The 17,723-nt window shown below is 70.9% G+C and carries 16 protein-coding genes and 1 riboswitch; of the genes, 8 read left to right on the top strand and 8 right to left on the bottom strand.

The window, feature by feature from the left end; genetic code table 11:
* Positions 1–86: 86 nt before the first annotated feature.
* Positions 87–782 (bottom strand): hypothetical protein, encoded by a 696-nt coding sequence (locus ACWCYO_RS18960; RefSeq protein ID WP_270147412.1) that lies wholly within the window; start codon positions 780–782, stop codon positions 87–89.
* Between the two features lie 84 nt (positions 783–866).
* Positions 867–1,076, bottom strand: coding sequence for a hypothetical protein (locus ACWCYO_RS18965; RefSeq protein ID WP_270147414.1), 210 nt, complete (start codon positions 1,074–1,076; stop codon positions 867–869).
* 276 nt (positions 1,077–1,352) lie between these two features.
* On the opposite strand from ACWCYO_RS18965, the gene ACWCYO_RS18970 reads away from it, so the two are divergent.
* Positions 1,353–2,330, top strand: a complete 978-nt coding sequence (locus ACWCYO_RS18970; protein WP_270147416.1) for a carbohydrate kinase family protein — start codon at positions 1,353–1,355, stop codon at positions 2,328–2,330.
* A gap of 22 nt (positions 2,331–2,352) precedes the next feature.
* On the opposite strand, the gene ACWCYO_RS18975 is transcribed toward ACWCYO_RS18970, so the two are convergent.
* Entirely contained in the window at positions 2,353–4,119 is a 1,767-nt protein-coding gene (locus ACWCYO_RS18975; protein WP_449784841.1) for an aminotransferase class V-fold PLP-dependent enzyme, read from the bottom strand.
* A gap of 383 nt (positions 4,120–4,502) precedes the next feature.
* Here ACWCYO_RS18975 and ctaC point away from each other — a divergent pair, with 383 nt between their 5' ends.
* From ctaC to ACWCYO_RS18995, 4 genes are all read left to right on the top strand, one after another.
* Positions 4,503–5,357 carry an aa3-type cytochrome oxidase subunit II gene (gene ctaC, locus ACWCYO_RS18980; RefSeq protein WP_270147417.1) on the top strand — a complete coding sequence of 285 codons (855 nt, stop codon included), beginning with the start codon at positions 4,503–4,505 and terminating at the stop codon, positions 5,355–5,357.
* The gene (ctaD, locus tag ACWCYO_RS18985; RefSeq protein WP_270147419.1) at positions 5,354–7,129 is read left to right on the top strand and encodes an aa3-type cytochrome oxidase subunit I; all 1,776 of its coding nucleotides are present in this window, start codon (positions 5,354–5,356) and stop codon (positions 7,127–7,129) included. The genes ctaC and ctaD overlap by 4 nt, the downstream gene beginning before the upstream one ends.
* The gene (locus ACWCYO_RS18990) at positions 7,129–7,545 is read left to right on the top strand and encodes a cytochrome c oxidase subunit 4 (protein ID WP_270147421.1); all 417 of its coding nucleotides are present in this window, start codon (positions 7,129–7,131) and stop codon (positions 7,543–7,545) included. Before ctaD ends, ACWCYO_RS18990 begins: the two co-directional genes overlap by 1 nt.
* A 179-nt stretch (positions 7,546–7,724) precedes the next feature.
* The gene (locus ACWCYO_RS18995; protein ID WP_270147423.1) at positions 7,725–8,978 is read left to right on the top strand and encodes a L,D-transpeptidase; all 1,254 of its coding nucleotides are present in this window, start codon (positions 7,725–7,727) and stop codon (positions 8,976–8,978) included.
* On the opposite strand, the gene ACWCYO_RS19000 is transcribed toward ACWCYO_RS18995, so the two are convergent.
* From ACWCYO_RS19000 to ctaE, 5 genes are all read right to left on the bottom strand, one after another.
* The gene (locus ACWCYO_RS19000; RefSeq protein WP_270147425.1) at positions 8,975–9,346 is read right to left on the bottom strand and encodes a GntR family transcriptional regulator; all 372 of its coding nucleotides are present in this window, start codon (positions 9,344–9,346) and stop codon (positions 8,975–8,977) included. The genes ACWCYO_RS18995 and ACWCYO_RS19000 overlap by 4 nt on opposite strands.
* Positions 9,347–9,464: 118 nt before the next feature.
* Positions 9,465–11,123, bottom strand: coding sequence for a cytochrome bc1 complex cytochrome b subunit (qcrB, locus tag ACWCYO_RS19005; protein ID WP_270147426.1), 1,659 nt, complete (start codon positions 11,121–11,123; stop codon positions 9,465–9,467).
* On the bottom strand, positions 11,120–12,172 hold the full coding sequence (gene qcrA, locus ACWCYO_RS19010) for a cytochrome bc1 complex Rieske iron-sulfur subunit (RefSeq protein WP_270147427.1): 1,053 nt from the start codon (positions 12,170–12,172) through the stop codon (positions 11,120–11,122). Before qcrA ends, qcrB begins: the two co-directional genes overlap by 4 nt.
* A gap of 8 nt (positions 12,173–12,180) precedes the next feature.
* Positions 12,181–12,990 carry a cytochrome bc1 complex diheme cytochrome c subunit gene (qcrC, locus tag ACWCYO_RS19015; protein WP_270147428.1) on the bottom strand — a complete coding sequence of 270 codons (810 nt, stop codon included), beginning with the start codon at positions 12,988–12,990 and terminating at the stop codon, positions 12,181–12,183.
* Between the two features lie 187 nt (positions 12,991–13,177).
* Complete coding sequence (gene ctaE / locus ACWCYO_RS19020) at positions 13,178–13,798, bottom strand: aa3-type cytochrome oxidase subunit III (protein WP_270147429.1); 621 nt, start codon at positions 13,796–13,798, stop codon at positions 13,178–13,180.
* 394 nt (positions 13,799–14,192) lie between these two features.
* On the opposite strand from ctaE, the gene ACWCYO_RS19025 reads away from it, so the two are divergent.
* The 3 genes from ACWCYO_RS19025 (at position 14,193) to ACWCYO_RS19035 (ending at position 17,720) form a co-directional block, all read left to right on the top strand.
* On the top strand, positions 14,193–14,618 hold the full coding sequence (locus ACWCYO_RS19025; protein ID WP_270147431.1) for a DNA-binding transcriptional response regulator: 426 nt from the start codon (positions 14,193–14,195) through the stop codon (positions 14,616–14,618).
* Positions 14,619–14,738: 120 nt separating this feature from the next.
* Positions 14,739–15,815, top strand: a complete 1,077-nt coding sequence (trpD, locus tag ACWCYO_RS19030; RefSeq protein WP_270147432.1) for an anthranilate phosphoribosyltransferase — start codon at positions 14,739–14,741, stop codon at positions 15,813–15,815.
* 358 nt (positions 15,816–16,173) lie between these two features.
* Positions 16,174–16,291, top strand: a riboswitch (SAM riboswitch).
* A gap of 52 nt (positions 16,292–16,343) precedes the next feature.
* Positions 16,344–17,720 (top strand): aminotransferase class V-fold PLP-dependent enzyme, encoded by a 1,377-nt coding sequence (locus ACWCYO_RS19035; RefSeq protein ID WP_270147434.1) that lies wholly within the window; start codon positions 16,344–16,346, stop codon positions 17,718–17,720.
* The last annotated feature ends 3 nt before the right edge of the window (positions 17,721–17,723 follow it).

The raw sequence follows: 17,723 nt of genomic DNA on the forward strand, positions 1-17,723 counted from the left end.
CCGTAGCCGGAGTACACCGCCCAGGCGGAGGTGCCCAGGGTGGCGAGGAGCACCCCGGGGCCGCCTCTCGCGTTACACCGGTCGTACTAGCGCGCCGCGCCGTCCGGGGTCACCGGGTCCGGGCCCGCGTGCGCGTCGCCCTCCAGCGGCACCTCCTGGCCGCTCGTCCGGTCCACCACCGTCCGCCCGGCCAGCGGCGAGCGCAGGTCGACGGAGACGGCCTGCCGCTTGGCCATCGCGGTGCAGACGTGCCCCGGCTGGACGGTCGGCGGACCCGGCACGATCACGACGCCCACCTCGCCCGACTTCGACTCGTCCGCCTTCACCGCGTACGTGGTGCAGACCCCGCCGAAGAAGTAGACGGTCAGCTTGTTGCCGCCGTCCACCCGGTAGCTGACCGGCGGCCGCACATTGGGGTTGGCCGGTCCGGTACCGGCCGGGTCGGGCTCACCGGGGGCGATCCCGTTGACCGGGGGAGTGGCCGCCGTGGAGGGCCGCCCGGGCGCGGGCTCGGCCGGGGTCGGGGTCCCGCCGGTCGGCGCCTGATCCGACGGGCTCGCCGTCGCGGCCCCCGCGGACGGGGCGCCGGAGGGCGTCGGAGCCTGCGGGGAGGCGCTCACCGAGGCCGAGGCGCTCGCGGAGGCCTTCGCGGTGCTCGCCGCCGAGTCCCCGGAACCCTTGCCGTCCCCGTTGCAGCCGGCCAAGGTCACCACCGCCGCCAGCGCGGCGACCGCCAGGGCAACCGCCCGCCGACCACGGCGGGGCATCGTCTCCAGTTCCATCTGCACATCCTCCCGAGGGCTCAGCGGCGCCGCCTCCTCGGCCGGTCCGCGCGGATGTGACGTGCCCCGGTCGGATCCGGTTCCTCAGTTGCCGTACTCGGCCATCCCGGCGACCAGCCGCTGAGCCCCGGACGGGACCCGGACGCCGACGGACGCCGGGGCGGCCGGCTCCGGCCGGGTCGCCAGCTGCGGCCAGAACCGGCGCAGCCGCCGGGAGGAGCTGACCAGCGCGTCGAGGGTCTCGCCGTCCGCGTCGGCCCGGCGGGTGGTCAGCGGGGAGGGGTTGGACATCATCGGGCATCGCTCCGATCCAGAGCCGTGGCCGCAGTGCCACGGTCGACGACGGGCTCCGCCTGTCCGGCGAGGAGCCCCCAGGCCGACCCTAGGCCCGGCCCCGTGGGCCCACCAGTGCTACCCGTAGGTAGTACACGTTCGAGGGCCCGGGGTGCCACCATGGCCGGGAGGGCGGCGGCAGCTTGCGGCACTCTTGCTGGTGAGCCGTCCCGGACGGGTACCGTGGGTGGGTTCATCCGTGCCCGCTGGCCCTGTTGCCACCTTGAGGAGACCTCCGTGCGTATCGCCGTCGCCGGCTCGATCGCCACCGACCACCTGATGACGTTCCCCGGTCGGTTCGCCGACCAGCTCGTCGCCGAGCAGCTGCACACCGTGTCGCTGTCGTTCCTGGTCGACGCCCTGGACATCCGCCGCGGCGGGGTCGCGCCGAACATCTCCTTCGGCATGGGTGTGCTCGGGCTCCGGCCGATCCTGGTCGGTGCCGCCGGTGCGGACTTCGCCGAGTACCGCAGCTGGCTGGAGCGCAACAACGTGGACTGCGAGTCCGTCCACATCTCCGAGACCCGGCACACCGCCCGCTTCATGTGCACCACCGACGAGGATCACAACCAGATCGCCTCGTTCTACACCGGCGCCATGGCCGAGGCCCGCAACATCGAGCTCAAGCCGATCGCCGACCGCGTCGGCGGCCTCGACCTCGTCCTGGTCGGCGCCGACGACCCGCAGGGCATGGTCCGCCACACCCAGGAGTGCCGCACCCGGGGCTACGCCTTCGCCGCCGACCCCTCCCAGCAGCTGGCCCGCCTGGACGGCGACGACATCCGCGAGCTGGTGGACGGCGCCTCGTACCTGTTCACCAACGAGTACGAGGCGGCGCTGATCGAGACCAAGACCGGCTGGGACGCCGAGGAGCTGCTCACCCGCGTCGGCACCCGGATCACCACCCTGGGCAGCAAGGGCGTCCGGATCGAGCGCAAGGGCGAGGCCCCGATCGTGGTCGGCTGCCCGGTCGAGGACGCCAAGGTCGACCCGACCGGCGTCGGCGACGCCTTCCGGGCCGGCTTCCTGGCCGGTCTGTCCTGGGAGCTCGACCTGGAGCGCGCCGCCCAGCTCGGCTGCATGCTCGCCACCCTGGTGATCGAGACCGTCGGCACCCAGGAGTACGAGCTGCGCCCGACCGCGTTCCTGAAGCGCTTCGAGGCCGCCTACGGCGCCGAGGCCGCCGCGGAGATCCGCGCCCACCTGGTCAAGTAGTCCTCCCCTCGCGCCGCTCCGCTCAGGAGCGACGGATCACGAGGTAGGCCGTGCCCCGGTCGCCGCCGTAGTCGGCGGCCGGGGCCTCGCCCGCGTACTCCTGCGCGCGCATCCCGCACCAGGCCGGGACGTCCAGCCGGGCCGCCTCGTCGTCGGACAGCACGGCGACCGTGCCGCCCACCGGCACCTCGCCGATCCGCTTCGCCAGCTCGATCACCGGCAGCGGGCAGCGCTTGCCGAGGGCATCGATCACGGCGACTCGCCCGCTCGCCTCCGGGCGCTCGGACCCGGCGCCGACGCTCCTCGCTCCGGCACTCCCTCCTTCGTCGGTCGCTGGTCGCTCCCCGCTCTCGGCACCGGCGCGCCCTTCGGCTCGGGGCGGGACTCGCCCGCTCGCCTCCGGGCGCTCGGACCCGGCGCCGACGCTCCTCGCTCCGGCACTCCCTCCTTCGTCGGTCGCTGCCCGCTCCTCGCTCTCGGCACCGGCGCGCCCTTCGGCTCGGGGCGGGATTCGCCCGCTCGCCTCCGGGCGCTCGGACCCGGCGCCGACGCTCCTCGCTCCGGCACTCCCTCCTTCGTCGGTCGCTGCCCGCTCCCCGCTCTCGGCACCGGCGCGCCCTTCGGCTCGGGGCGGGCTCTCCACGACCGGCGCGGGCGCCGGCAGGTCCAGCCCGAGCGGCGCCCGGACCCCGGCGACCAGCTCCGGCAGCACCGCGAGGAACCGCTCCACGTCCGCCTCGGCCGTCCCGTACGGCAGCGAGACCCGAACGTTGCCCTCGGTGAGCACCCCCATCGCGGCCAGCACATGGCTCGGCGTCAGGGTGGAGGAGGTGCAGGAGGAGCCGGAGGAGACCGCGAAGCCCGCCCGGTCCAGCTCGGTGAGCAGCACCTCGCCGTCCACGTACAGGCAGGAGAAGGTGACGATGTGCGGCAGCCGCCGCACCGGGTCGCCGACCACCTCGATCTCGGGCACCAGCTGCGGCACCCGGGTGCGGATCCGTTCGACCAGCGCGTGCAGCCGGGCGTTCTCCCGCTCGGCCTCGGCCCGTACGGCGCGCAGCGAGGCGGCCGCGGCCACGATCGCCGGGACGTTGACGAAGCCGGGCACCCGACCGCCCTCGCGCTCGTCGACCGGCAGCGGGGAGGCGTACCGGACGCCCTTGCGCACGGCGAGGATCCCGACCCCGGGCGGCCCGCCCCACTTGTGCGCGCTCGCGGTCAGCAGCGACCAGCCCGCGGGGACGTCCACCCGCCCGACGCTCTGCGCGGCGTCCACCAGCAGCGGCACCCCGGCCCCGGCGCACAGCTCGGCGACCTCGCCGACCGGCTGGACGGTCCCCACCTCGTGGTTGGCGCTCTGCAGGGCGGCCAGCGCGGTGTCGGAGCGCAGCAGGGCGCCGAAGGCTTCCGGGTCCACCCGTCCGGTGCGGTCCACCGGGACGACGGTGACCTCGCCGCCGCCCGCCTCGTGGCGTTCCGCGACGTGCAGCACGCTGGAGTGCTCCACCGCGGAGTGCACCAGGTGCCCGCCGCGCCGCCGGTTGCCGGTGAGGGCGCCCAGCAGTCCGAGTTGGACGGCCTGGGTCCCGCTCGCCGTGAAGGAGATCTCGTCCGCCCGTGCGCCCAGGACGGCGGCGACCGTCTCGCGGGCGGCGTCCAGCAGCATCCGGGCCTGCCGGCCGGAGCGGTACAGCCGGGCCGGGTCGGCCCAGCCCTCGTCCAGGGCGGCGGTCAGGGCCTGCCGCGCGACGGGGTGCAGAGGGGCCGTCGAAGCCACGTCGAAGTACACGGTCACATTTAACGGCACGCCGTCGACGACGCACCCGGGAGCGTGCGGCGCCGGTCGGATTGCTCACCAGCCGTCAGTCGATCACCCCGAATGTCCGCTTCGTCCGCTCCCGACGGACCGTCAGCCGCGTTGCTCGAGGTCATCCCCCGATCGGGCGTATGGACCTCGAATGCCTACGATGACCTGCGGCGCAGCGCCTGCCGGGCCTGATCGGGCGACCGGGCGGCGCGTTACCGGGGGCTGCCCGTCAGGAGCGCATAAGGCTGGAGTAGGGTTTGGCCCGCATAAGCATTCAAACCGTGCCCGTGGACGGGTCGCCGGAGGGGCTCACACTCCCCTCCCGGTGCGACGCGAAGGCGGGCGAGACTTCGGGAAGGCGCTACGTGAGTCCCAACGGCTCCGACCGCTCGCCGCGGCGCACGATGCGGCGGAAGCTGCCTCAGGCGCTGGCACTGGGCCTCGTCATCGCGACCGCCACCGGCTGCTCGGCCAACGACCTCCCCAGGCTTGGCCTCCCGAGCCCCGTCACCAAGGAAGGGCCCATGGTCCTCCAGATGTGGCAGGGCTCCTGGATCGCGGCGCTGGTGGTCGGCGTACTGATGTGGGGTCTGATCATCTGGAGCGTGATCTTCCACCGGCGCAAGCGCACCGGTGTGGAGATCCCCCCGCAGACCCGGTACAACGTGCCCATCGAGGCGCTCTACACCGCGGTCCCCATCATCATCGTCTCGGTCCTCTTCTACTTCGTCGCCCGCGACGAGGCGAAGCTGACGCAGGTCTCCGCGAAGCCGCAGCACTACGTCAACGTGGTCGGCTTCCAGTGGAGCTGGGCGTTCAACTACGAGAACACCGAGACCCCCGACCCGGCCAACAAGGACGCCGCGTACGACGTCGGTACGCCCAAGGACGCTCCGACGCTCTGGCTGCCGGTCAACGAGACGGTGCAGTTCCGGCTCACCTCTCGTGACGTCATCCACGACTTCTGGCCCGTCAACTTCATGATGAAGATGGACGTCGTGCCGGGCGTGGTGAACAAGTTCGAGGTCACCCCGACCGTCAAGGGCGAGTACATGGGCAAGTGCGCCGAGCTCTGCGGCGTCGACCACTCGCGCATGCTGTTCAACGTCAAGGTCGTCGATCGCGCCGACTACGACAAGCACCTGGCCGATCTTCGCGCCAAGGGCCAGAACGGCGCGGTGCCCTCCGGCGTCATCACCATGGGAAGTGAAGCGAAGTGACCATCCTCAACGAGCCCGCCGCGGCCGGCGGGGGCGCCGAGGCCGTCACGGTCGGGGCGCAGCGGACCCGGAAGCCGGGTTCGACCATCATCAAGTGGCTGACCACCACTGACCACAAGACGATCGGCACCCTGTACCTGGGCACGTCGTTCGCCTTCTTCCTGATCGGTGGCATCCTCGCCCTGGTCATGCGTGCCGAGCTGGCTCGTCCCGGGACCCAGATCCTGTCGAACGAGCAGTTCAACCAGGCGTTCACGATGCACGGCACGATCATGCTGCTGATGTTCGCGACGCCGCTGTTCGCGGGCTTCGCGAACTGGATCATGCCGCTGCAGATCGGCGCCCCGGACGTGGCCTTCCCGCGTCTGAACATGTTCGCGTACTGGCTGTACCTCTTCGGTTCGACCATCGCGGTCGGCGGCTTCCTGACCCCGAACGGCGCCGCCGACTTCGGCTGGTTCGCCTACTCCCCGCTGTCGGACGCGGTGCACTCGCCCGGCGTCGGCGGCGACATGTGGATCATGGGTCTGGCCTTCTCCGGCTTCGGCACGATCCTCGGTGCGGTCAACTTCATCACCACGATCATCTGCATGCGCGCTCCGGGCATGACGATGTTCCGGATGTCGATCTTCGTCTGGAACACCCTGCTGACCGCGGTGCTGATCCTGCTGGCCTTCCCGGTGCTGGCCGCCGCGCTGTTCGCCCTGGAGGCGGACCGCAAGTTCGGGGCACACGTCTTCGATCCCGCCAACGGCGGGGCGATGCTGTGGCAGCACCTGTTCTGGTTCTTCGGCCACCCCGAGGTGTACATCATCGCGCTGCCGTTCTTCGGCATCGTGTCGGAGATCATCCCGGTCTTCAGCCGCAAGCCGATGTTCGGCTACTCCGGTCTGATCGCGGCCACCATCGCGATCGCCGGTCTGTCCGTGACGGTGTGGGCGCACCACATGTACGTCACCGGACAGGTGCTGCTGCCGTTCTTCTCCTTCATGACCTTCCTGATCGCGGTCCCGACCGGTGTGAAGTTCTTCAACTGGGTCGGCACCATGTGGAAGGGCTCGCTGAGCTTCGAGACGCCGATGCTCTGGACGGTCGGCTTCCTGGTCACCTTCCTCTTCGGTGGTCTGACCGGTGTCCTGCTGGCCTCGCCGCCGATCGACTTCCACGTCTCGGACTCGTACTTCGTCGTCGCCCACTTCCACTACGTGGTCTTCGGCACCGTCGTGTTCGCGATGTTCGCCGGCTTCCACTTCTGGTGGCCGAAGATGACCGGCAAGATGCTGGACGAGCGCCTCGGCAAGATCACCTTCTGGACGCTGTTCTTCGGCTTCCACACCACCTTCCTGGTGCAGCACTGGCTCGGCGCGGAGGGCATGCCCCGCCGTTACGCCGACTACCTGGCCTCGGACGGCTTCACCACCCTGAACACCGTCTCGACCATCGGCTCCTTCGTGCTCGGCCTGTCGATCCTGCCGTTCCTCTACAACGTCTGGAAGACCGCCAAGTACGGCGAGAAGGTCACCGTGGACGACCCGTGGGGCTTCGGCCGCTCGCTGGAGTGGGCGACCTCCTGCCCGCCGCCGCGGCACAACTTCCTCACCCTGCCCCGGATCCGCTCCGAATCCCCGGCCTTCGACCTCCACCACCCGGAGATCGCCGCGCTGGACTACCTGGAGAACCACGGTGAGCCGGCCAAGCACCTCGCCGGTGTGACCCCGGCGAAGTACGACGCCCCGAAGCTGGGCAAGGGCAAGTCGGAGGGTGACGCCTGATGAAGGAACAGGGAAAGATCTTCCTGGGCCTGTCGGTCTTCGTGCTGGCGATGGCCATCACCTACGGCCTGTGGACCAACAACTCGGGTCCGGGCCTGGAGGCCGCCGGTACCACCGCGCTGTTCCTCGCCTTCGGCCTCTGCGCCTTCATCGGGTACTACCTCGCCTTCACCGCCCGCCGGGTGGACAGCGGCGCGGGTGACAACCCCGAGGCCGAGGTCGCGGACGACGCCGGCGAGCTGGGCTTCTTCGCCCCGCACAGCTGGCAGCCGCTGTCGCTGGCGCTCGGTGGCGCGCTCGCCTTCCTGGGCGTGATCTTCGGCTGGTGGCTGATGTTCTGGGCCGCCCCGATCATCCTGATCGGCATCTTCGGATGGGTCTTCGAGTTCTACCGGGGCGAGAACCAGAACCAGTAGGTTCCCGCTTCCGACCACAGGGCCGGTCCTCCCGCACGGGGGGACCGGCCCTGCTGCGTCCCCGGGGTGACGAGCTCACTCACCCGGGTGAACGGACGGTCGCCCGGATGTCGCTCGATCCAGGCCGTTCCTACGATCTGATCAATCGTGCGAATCGTGCGAACCCCTCGGAGGCGGTCATGGCCGACAGGCGCGGAATCGCAGGCATCGGCAGCATCTCGCTGGCCCTCGCAGTACTGGCCCCGTTGGCCTCCTGCTCGTCCGGGGACGACGACTCCGGGCCACACCGGATCGACGCGGCCCCGCTCGTCCACCTCTCGGTCGAGGGCAAGGCCGACCCCTCGAAGCCGGTGACGGTGACCGCGGTGGAGGGCAGCCGGCTCACCGACGTCACCGTGGTGGGCCCGGACGGCCGGGTGGTGGCCGGCAAGCTCGCCGACGACCAGCGCAGCTGGCAGACCACCGGGCGGCTGAAGGCCGGCACCGCGTACTCGGTCCGGATCTCCGCCGACGACGGGAAGAACGGCCGCGGCGACACCACCGAGAACTTCAGCACCCTGGCCGCCCAGCGCCTGCTCACCGCCAAGCTCGGCCCGGACTCCTCCGGCAGCGGCATCTACGGGGTGGGCCAGCCGCTCACCGTCCAGCTCTCCGAGGCGGTGAAGGACCCGCAGGCCCGTCAGGAGGTCGAGCGGGCCCTGACCGTGACCTCCCAGCCCGCCGTCACCGGCGCCTGGTACTGGGTGGACGACAAGAACCTGCACTTCCGCCCGCAGGACTACTGGCCGGCCGGCACGACGGTGTCGCTGGCCTTCGACGACACCGGCAGCCGGATCGCGGAGGGCCTCTACGGCGGCGACCGCAGCTCGCTGCGGCTGCGGATCGGGGCGCGGGTGGAGACCTTGATCGACGCGGCCGCCCACCAGCTCACCCTCAAGCGCGACGGCCAGGTGCTCCGGACCATCCCGGTGACCACCGGCAGGCCCGGCTTCGACACCCGCAACGGCATCAAGGTGGTGCTCGGCCAGGAGCGCTCGGTCCGGATGAACGGCGAGACGATCGGCATCGCCGCCGGCACCTCGGATTCCTACGACCTGAACGTCGAGTGGGCCACCCGGGTGACCTGGAGCGGCGAGTACGTCCACGCGGCGCCCTGGTCGGTCGACTCCCAGGGCGTGGACAACGTCAGCCACGGCTGCACCGGCATGAGCACCGACAACGCCAAGTGGTTCTACGACAACACCCGGGTGGGGGACCTGGTGACGGTGGTGAACAGTCACGGCGCCCGTATGGAGCCCTTCGGCAACGGCTTCGGGGACTGGAACGTCTCCTGGACGGACTGGGTCAAGCACAGCGCCCTCGGACAGCCCCTCAGCACCACCGTCCCGGCCGGCCAGGCCCCGGCAGCCGGGATGATGCGCCCGGAGGTCTAGGCCTCCGGGTAGGCCACGCCCAGCGCGGTGAGCACGGCGGCCAGGGCGTCCGGGTGGGACAGGCCCAGTCGACGCGCGCGTTCGGCGTACTCGGCGGCGGCCTCGGCGGCCAGCCGGTGGGCGGCGTCCCCGGTGGCGGCGATCAGGGTGCCGCGCCGGCCGTGGGTCTCCACCACGCCGTCCGCCTCCAGCTCCCGGTAGGCCCGGGCGACCGTCCCGGCGGCCAGCCCCAGCTCCTCGGCCAGGGCCCGTACGGTGGGCAGCCGCAGCCCGGTCGGCAGCGCTCCGGAGCGGGCCTGCTCGGCGATCTGGGCGCGGATCTGCTCGTACGGGGGAGTGGTGGCGGCGGGGTCGACGGACAGCTGCACGGATGGCTCCTGGAAGCGGTGCGGGTGCGGGGCTGGCAGATGGGTAAAGCCCGAGGGCCGCCGACCAGATGAACTCTGGTCAGCGGCCCTCGGTGTGACGCGGGGGGTGCGTACGGGATCAGTGGTGGCCGTGGCCGCTGGTGATCTCGTGGTGCTCCTCGGCGGTGGGCTTGGGGATCTGGCTGCCCTCGCCGTAGAAGCCGCGGGAGAGCTTGGCCCGGGTGCGGGTGAGGGCGCCGGCCTTGCGGGCCACGCCGTTCTCGTCCGTCTGGGCCGGCAGCTCGATCGGCTGGTTCTGCTCGTGCGCCGTGAGCGTGTGCAGGTCCTTCTGCGGCAGCTGGGCGTGCACCTCGATGAACTCACCGTGCGGCAGGCGCTTGATGACACCGGTCTCGCGGCCGTGCAGCACCTTCTCCTTGTCACGACGCTGCAGGCCGAGGCACCAGCGCTTGGTGACGATGAAGGTGATGACCGGCACCACGAAGAAGCCGGCACGCACGAAGTACGTGATCGAGTTCAGCGACATGTGGAAGTGCGTGGCGAACAGGTCGTTGCCACCACCGATCAGCAGCACCAGGTACAGGCTGATCCAGGCCGCGCCAAGCGCGGTGCGGACCGGGGCGTTGCGCGGGCGGTCCAGGATGTGGTGCTCGCGCTTGTCGCCGGTGATCCAGCCCTCGATGAACGGGTAGACCGCGATGGCGACCAGGACCAGCGGGAAGATCATCAGCGGGACGAAGACACCCAGGTTCAGGGTGTGGCCCCACAGGCTGATCTCCCAGCCCGGCATGACGCGGATCAGGCCCTCGGAGAAGCCCATGTACCAGTCGGGCTGGGCGTCGGTCGACACCTGGTCCGGACGGTACGGGCCGTACGCCCAGATCGGGTTGATCGAGGCGATCGCCGAGATGACGGCGATGAGGCCGAAGACCAGGAAGAAGAAGCCACCGGCCTTGGCCATGTAGACCGGCATCAGCGGCATGCCGACGACGTTCTTCTCGGTCTTGCCCGGGCCCGCCCACTGGGTGTGCTTGTGGTAGAAGACCAGGATCAGGTGCGCCACCAGCAGGCCGAGCATGATGCCCGGGATCAGCAGCACGTGGATGGTGAAGAAGCGCGGGATGATGTCGTGGCCGGGGAACTCGCCCCCGTACAGGAACATCTGGATGTAGGTGCCCACCAGCGGGACGGCGAGGATCGCGCCTTCCATGAAGCGGATACCGGTACCCGACAGCAGGTCGTCCGGCAGCGAGTAGCCGAAGAAGCCGTCGAACATGCCCAGGACCAGCAGCAGGAAGCCGAAGACCCAGTTGATCTCGCGCGGCTTGCGGAACGCGCCGGTGAAGAAGACGCGCATCATGTGCACGAGCATCGCGGCCACGAAGACCAGGGCGGCCCAGTGGTGGATCTGGCGGATCAGCAGACCGCCGCGGACCTCGAAGCTGATGTCCAGCGTCGACGCGTACGCCTCGGACATGCCGATGCCCTTGAGCGGGACGTACGAGCCGTTGTAGATGACCTCGCCCATGGAGGGCTTGAAGAACAGCGTCAGGTAGACGCCGGTCAGGATGATGATGATGAACGTGTAGAGGCAGATCTCGCCCAGCATGAAGGACCAGTGGTCCGGGAAGATCTTCCGCAGGTTGGCCTTGGCGAGGGAGTAGATCCCCAGCCGGCCGTCCGTCCAGTCAGCCGCGGCCTCCCACTTGTTGGCGGGGTTGGCACGCGTGCTGGAGGGCTTGGCGGCACCGGTCGTGGTGCTGCTCGCGCTACTCATCGAGCACGCTCCCAGAAGCTCGGGCCGACAGGCTTCTCGAAGTCGCCGGTGGCGACCAGGTTGCCCTTGTCGTCAGTGGTGATCTTCAGCTGCGGCAGCGGGTGGCCGGCCGGGCCGAAGATGACGCGCGCGCCGTCCGCCAGGTCGAAGGTCGACTGGTGGCAGGGGCAGAGCGCGTGGTGGGTCTGCTGCTCGTACAGGCTGATCGGGCAGCCGACGTGGGTGCAGATCTTGGAGTAGGCGAGGATGCCCTCGAAGCCGAGGTCCCTGGACTTGTCGTCCTTGATGTCCTCCGGCGCGATGCGCACCAGCATCAGGGCGTCCTTGGCGATGCGCTGCTGGAAGTCCTCGTCGTGGGTGGTCAGACCCTCCGGCATGGCGAAGGTCAGCGAGCCGACCACGAGGTCCTCGGGCTTCATCGGCTGCATGGTGCTCATGTTGACGAGCGCCAGCGGCTTGGCCGGGGTGGCCTCGCGCCAGCCCGTCTCCTGGAGCTTCTTCTCCGGCAGCGGGCCCAGGTCGCGGAGCAGGACCACGCCGGAGAGCGGGACCAGCGCCATCGACCCGATGAGGGTGTTGCGGATCATCTTGCGGCGACCGAAGCCGGACTCGGCGGCACCGGTCTTGAACTGCTCGATGACGTCGTTGCGGACCTCGTCGGAGGCCTCGATCGGGTGACGCTCGGACGGCATCTCGACGTCCGACATCAGGGTGCGGGCCCAGTGGACCGCGCCCGCGCCGATCAGGAACAGCGCGACGCCCAGGGTCAGGCCGAGCGCGAAGTTCAGCGCGCTGACGTGACCGAGCGGGAAGATGTAGACGATCTTGTCCGGGTCGATGGCCACGTACGAGGCGATGAAGCCCACGGTGGCGAGCATCGAGATCACGAACATCAGCGAGACCTGGCGCTCGGCGCGCTTGGCGGCCCGCTCGTCGATGTCGGTGCGTCGGGGCTCGTGGGCCGGCAGGCCCGGGTCGGCGAACGGGTTGCCGTGGTCGGCCACCTCGCCGGCGGAGCCGTGCGGCTCCGGGAGCTTCTCTTCTGACATGTCGTGGCTCATGACTTCTTGGCCTTGGTGGTGTGGGCGGCGACCCAGATCGCGACCGCGATGAGCGTGCCGAGGCCGAAGATCCAGCCGAACAGACCCTCGGTCACCGGACCGAGGCTGCCCAGGGTGAGACCGCCGGGGTTGGGCTCATCGTTGGTGGTGTGGCGGACGAAGGCCACGATCTGCTTCTTCTGCTCCTCGGGCATGGTGCTGTCCGGGAACGACGGCATGTTCTGCGGGCCGGTCTGCATGGCCTCGTAGATGTGCTTGGCGTCCACGCCCTCCAGCGACGGGGCGTACTTGCCCTTGGTCAGGGCACCGCCCTGGCCCGCGAAGTTGTGGCACTGGGCGCAGTTGGTGCGGAACAGCTCGCCACCCTTGGAGATGTCATCGGGGTTGGTCGAGGTGTACTGCTCCGGCTTCGGGGCGATCGGGCCGGGGCCGAGCGACTCGATGTACGCGGCGAGCTGGTCGATCTCGCCCTGGGTGTAGATCTTCGGTTTGCGCGGCACCTGGGCGCCGGGCTGCTGGGCCGGCATGCGGCCGGTGCCGACCTGGAAGTCGACGGCAGCGGAGCCCACGCCGACCAGGCTCGGACCCTCGCTGCTGCCCTGGCCGTTGATGCCGTGGCAGGAGGAGCAGCCCACGGCGAAGAGCCTCTTGCCCTCATCGATCGCGAGCGACTGCGCGGCGACGTCGGCCTGCGCCTTGTCGGCGGGCGCGAACGCGGCGTACAGCCCCCCGGTTGCCGCCAGGGCGAGAAGTAGGACGACCAGCGCCGCCAATGGGTGGCGCCGTCGTGCGGAGAGCTTTTTCACGGAATAACCCCGGTGTCAGGATCTGGTCGACTGGTGGGTGCACCCGGCGGCCGGTCTGGCCGGCACGAGGCTGCCTGTCCAAGGCTGCGCGCGCGGTCGGTCGGTGGGAGCGTCGGCACCGGCAGAAGCGGCCCGTCGCCGGTGAGGGCGGGGGCCGCAGCCGGTGGCCAGCGACCTGATCAGCTGGTTACTTGATCAGGTAGATGGTCGCGAACAGGCCGATCCACACGACGTCGACGAAGTGCCAGTAGTAGGACACGACGATCGCGGCGGTGGCCTGCTCGTGCGTGAAGCGCTTGGCTGCGTACGTCCGTCCCAGGACCAGCAGGAAGGCGATCAGACCACCCGTCACGTGCAGACCGTGGAAGCCGGTGGTCAGGTAGAACACCGTGCCGTACGGGTCGGAGGACAGCGAGAGGCCGTCGTTCTTGACCAGCTCGGTGTACTCGTAGACCTGGCCGCCGATGAAGATCGCGCCCATGAAGAACGTGAGGATGAACCACCCGCGGAGCTTCTTCACGTCACCGCGCTCGGCGGCGAACACGCCGAGCTGGCAGGTGAGCGAGGAGAGCACCAGGATGGTGGTGTTGACCGAGGAGAACGTCACGTTGAGGGCGTGCGCCTTCTCGGTCCAGAACGCCGCTCCCTTGACGGAGCGGAGCGTGAAGTACATCGCGAAGAGGGCCGCGAAGAACATCAGCTCGGAACTGAGCCAGACGATCGTTCCGACGCTGACCATGTTCGGTCGATTGACCGATCCGTGCGCGTGCCCGGTTTCTGTTGCTGTTGCTGTCGCCACGACGGACATTATGTCGGTCCCTTATTCCGTCTTCACGTCGGGGGGTGTCCCTCGGAGTGTCCGGTGCGTGCGGTATGCCCGCTTGGCGGGCGACGGGGTGTCCGCACGGGGGCTGAGCAGCGGCGTGTCCCTTTTCTGACGGTTCCTCGGGCGGGGTGCTACCCCCTTGCCCGGCGCGTCGCCGCACGGACGGGGCGGCTCGGGTTGTAGGGGAGAGGACGCCGCATCGGCCGTACGGGTGGACCGGGAGGGTCCGGGTGACGGGGCGTCCTCCGGGTGGGTGAGCCGCGGGCGCGGCGGCTTGAGGAGGAACGTGCGCGAGGGGGACCGGCGACGGGGGAAACGGGAGTAGCATCCGGATCAGGTGAACGTGGTCCGGATCACACTTGAGGGAGCAGGGTCCATGGCGTACACGACCGACGAGTCGCTCACCGTCCTCGTCTACAGCGACGACCGCAACACCCGCGAGCAGGTGCTGACGGCACTCGGCCGTCGGCCTGCCGAGGATCTTCCGGAGCTGTCCTACCTCGAGTGCGCGACCACCCCCGCGGTGATCAAGGCGCTGGAGAAGGGCGGCATCGACCTCTGCGTGCTGGACGGCGAGGCGGTCCCGGCCGGCGGGCTCGGCCTCGGGCGCCAGCTCAAGGACGAGATCTACGGCTGCCCGCCGGTGCTGGTGCTGATCGGCCGGCCGCAGGACTCCTGGCTCGCCGCCTGGAGCCGGGCCGATGCCGCGATCTCCCACCCGGTGGACCCGGTGGCGCTGGCCGGGGCGGTCGCCACCCTGCTGCGGGCACGGCTGGCCAAGCGGGCCCCGGTCGCACGCTGAGCGAGGGCGTCTCAGTACTAGAGAAGGCAGGGGCCCGGGCGCCCCGCCGCTCGATAGGCTGGCTCCATCCGTACGGACGTCCCCCCGCAGCGGGGGAACCGACAACAGCTGGAGTCAGCCATGGTGAACGTGAACCCTGCGAACGGTGGTACCGACCCCGCGCAGGTGGTCCGCACCTGGCCGGACCTCCTGGCGGCACTGTTGAAGGGGGAGGACCTCGACCGCTCCTCCACCGCGTGGGCGATGGACCGGATCATGAGCGGCGAGGCGTCCCCCGTCCAGGTGGCCGGGTTCATGGTGGCGCTGCGGGCCAAGGGCGAGACGGTGGACGAGATCGCCGGTCTGGTCGACGCGATGTACCAGCACGCCGAGCCGCTGGACATCCCCGGCCCGGCGGTCGACATCGTCGGCACCGGCGGCGACCGGGCGAAGACCGTCAACATCTCCACCATGTCGGCGATCGTCGCGGCGGCCGCCGGGGCCAAGGTGGTCAAGCACGGCAACCGGGCCGCCTCCTCCTCCAGCGGCTCCTCGGACGTGCTGGAGAAGCTCGGGGTGGCGCTGGACCTGTCGGCCCGGCGGGTGGCCGAGGTCGCCGAGGAGGTCGGACTCACCTTCTGCTTCGCGGCGAGGTTCCACCCCTCGATGCGGCACGCCGCCACCGCCCGGCGCGACCTCGGGGTGCCGACCGCCTTCAACATCCTCGGCCCGCTGACCAACCCGGCGAAGGTCACCGCGCACGCGATCGGCTGCTTCGACACCCGGCTCGCCGGACTGATCGCGGGGGTGCTCGCCCGGCGCGGGGCGACGGCGCTGGTGTTCCGCGGCGACGACGGGCTGGACGAACTGACCATCACCACCACCTCGCGGGTGTGGGTGGTGCGCGACGGGGCGGTCACCGAGACCACCTTCGATCCGCGGGACGTCGGCATCGAGCTGGTCGGCATCGAGGCGCTGCGCGGGGCCGACGCCGCGTACAACGCCGAGGTCGCGCGCCGGCTGCTGGCCGGGGAGCGCGGGCCGGTGCGGGACGCCGTCCTGCTGAACACGGCGTCGGCGCTGGTCGCGCTGGACCTCGGCGACGCGCCGCTGACGGAGCAGCTCGCGGCGGGCATGGCCCGGGCGGCCGAGGCGATCGACTCGGGCGCGGCGCAGGACCTGCTGCGGCGCTGGTCGGAGGCCACCAGCCGGATCTGAGACGGCAGTTGAGGGCCCGTGGCGATTGGTCGGTACGGGCCCTTTGCGCGCCCCGAGCCGAAGGGGCGCGCCGGTGCCGAGAGTTGAGGAGTGACAAGCGAGGTACGAGCGCCGGAGCGACGAGCGTCGGCGCCGGGTTCGAGCGCCTGGCGATTGGTCGGTGCGGGCCCTTTGCGCGCCTCGAGCCGAAGGGGCGCGCCGGTGCCGAGAGTTGAGGAGTGACAAGCGAGGTACGAGCGCCGGAGCGACGAGCGTCGGCGCCGGGTTCGAGCGCCCCGGAGGCGAGCGGGCGAGAACACTGTCCGGATGGTGGATGCCCGTTTGACCCTCCGACGTACCCGACCTAGAGTCTGGGCCAGGTCATGAGTGACAGCGCCAAGCCCCAGCTGGCTGTCCGGCAACCCTCCGTCCGTGGCGGGGTGCCCTGGGTGAGGACCGGGTCGCCGGGCAGGCCGTCCGCGCGACAAGCGCGGACGCCGGACGACCAGCACTCCCGGGGTCCCTCACCCCTCGAAGGAGTGCATCCTCATGTCCCTCTCCACCGAAGTCTTCGCCCCGCTCGCCGTCCTCGGCCACGACGTCCAGGTGCCGCTCGCCAGCGGTGAGAAGGTGGGCTACGCGGCGCTCGACTACGCGGCCAGCGCGCCGGCGCTCCAGCGGGTCTGGGACGACGTCGCCGCCTACGCCCCGTACTACGGCAGCGTGCACCGCGGCGCCGGGTACCTGTCGCAGCTGTCCACCGACCTGTTCGAGCAGAGCCGCCGTACCGTCGCCGAGTTCCTCGACCTGCGCGAGGGTGACCAGGTGGTCTTCACCCGCGCCACCACCGACTCGCTCAACCTGCTGGCCGCCGCCGTGCCGGCCGGCACCCGGGTGTTCGCCTTCGAGACCGAGCACCACGCCTCGCTGCTGCCCTGGGCGCACGCCGGGCTGGAGGTCAGCTACCTGCGGGCGCCGCGCTCGCGGGCCGAGGCGGTGGCCGCGCTGGAGGCGGCGCTCGCCGGGGCGCCCGAGGGGCCGAAGCTGCTGTGCGTCACCGGTGCCTCCAACGTGACCGGCGAGCTGTGGCCGGTCGCCGAGCTGACCGCGAGCGCGCACCGGCACGGCGCCCGGGTGGTGCTGGACGCCGCCCAGCTGGCCCCGCACCACCGGGTTTCGGTGCGCGAGCTGGACGTCGACTGGATCGCCTTCTCCGGTCACAAGCTGTACGCGCCGTTCGGCGCCGGGGTGCTCGCCGGGCGGGCGGACTGGCTGGACGCGGCCGAGCCGTACCTGGCCGGCGGCGGGGCGACCCGGACGGTCGCCCGGGAGCTGGACGGCTCGGTGGCGGTGCAGTGGCACACCGGTCCGGCCCGGCACGAGGCTGGCTCGCCGAACGTCATCGGCGCCTACGCGATCGCCTCGGCCTGCCGGGCGCTGACCGAGGCCGGCTTCGACGCGTTGGAGGCCCGGGAGCGGCAGCTGGTCGAGCGGCTGACGGCGGGGCTGGCGGAGATTCCGCAGGTCAAGGTGCTGAACCTGTTCGGCGAGGGCTCCGCCCGGGTGGGCGTGCTGTCCTTCGTGGTCCGGGACTGGAACAGCTCGCACTTCTCGGCCGCGCTGTCCGCCGAGTACGGCATCGGGGTGCGCGACGGGCTGTTCTGCGCCCACCCGCTGGTGCGGACCCTGCTCGGTGAGGAGTCCGGCGTGGCTCCCGGTCCAGTCTCTGTGTGCGGGGCGCCCGAGCCCTCGCTGCCGGGGGAGCGCAGCCTGAACGCGATCCGGGTGAGCTTCGGGGCCGGCACGCCGGACGAGCACATCGAGCGCTTCCTGACCGCCGTGCGCGAGCTGGTCACCGACGGCGCGGCGTGGAACTACCGCAACGAGGGCGGCCGTTGCGTCGCCGACAGCCGCCGTGACGGCTGACGG

Source organism: Kitasatospora sp. NPDC001683, from assembly GCF_053596495.1.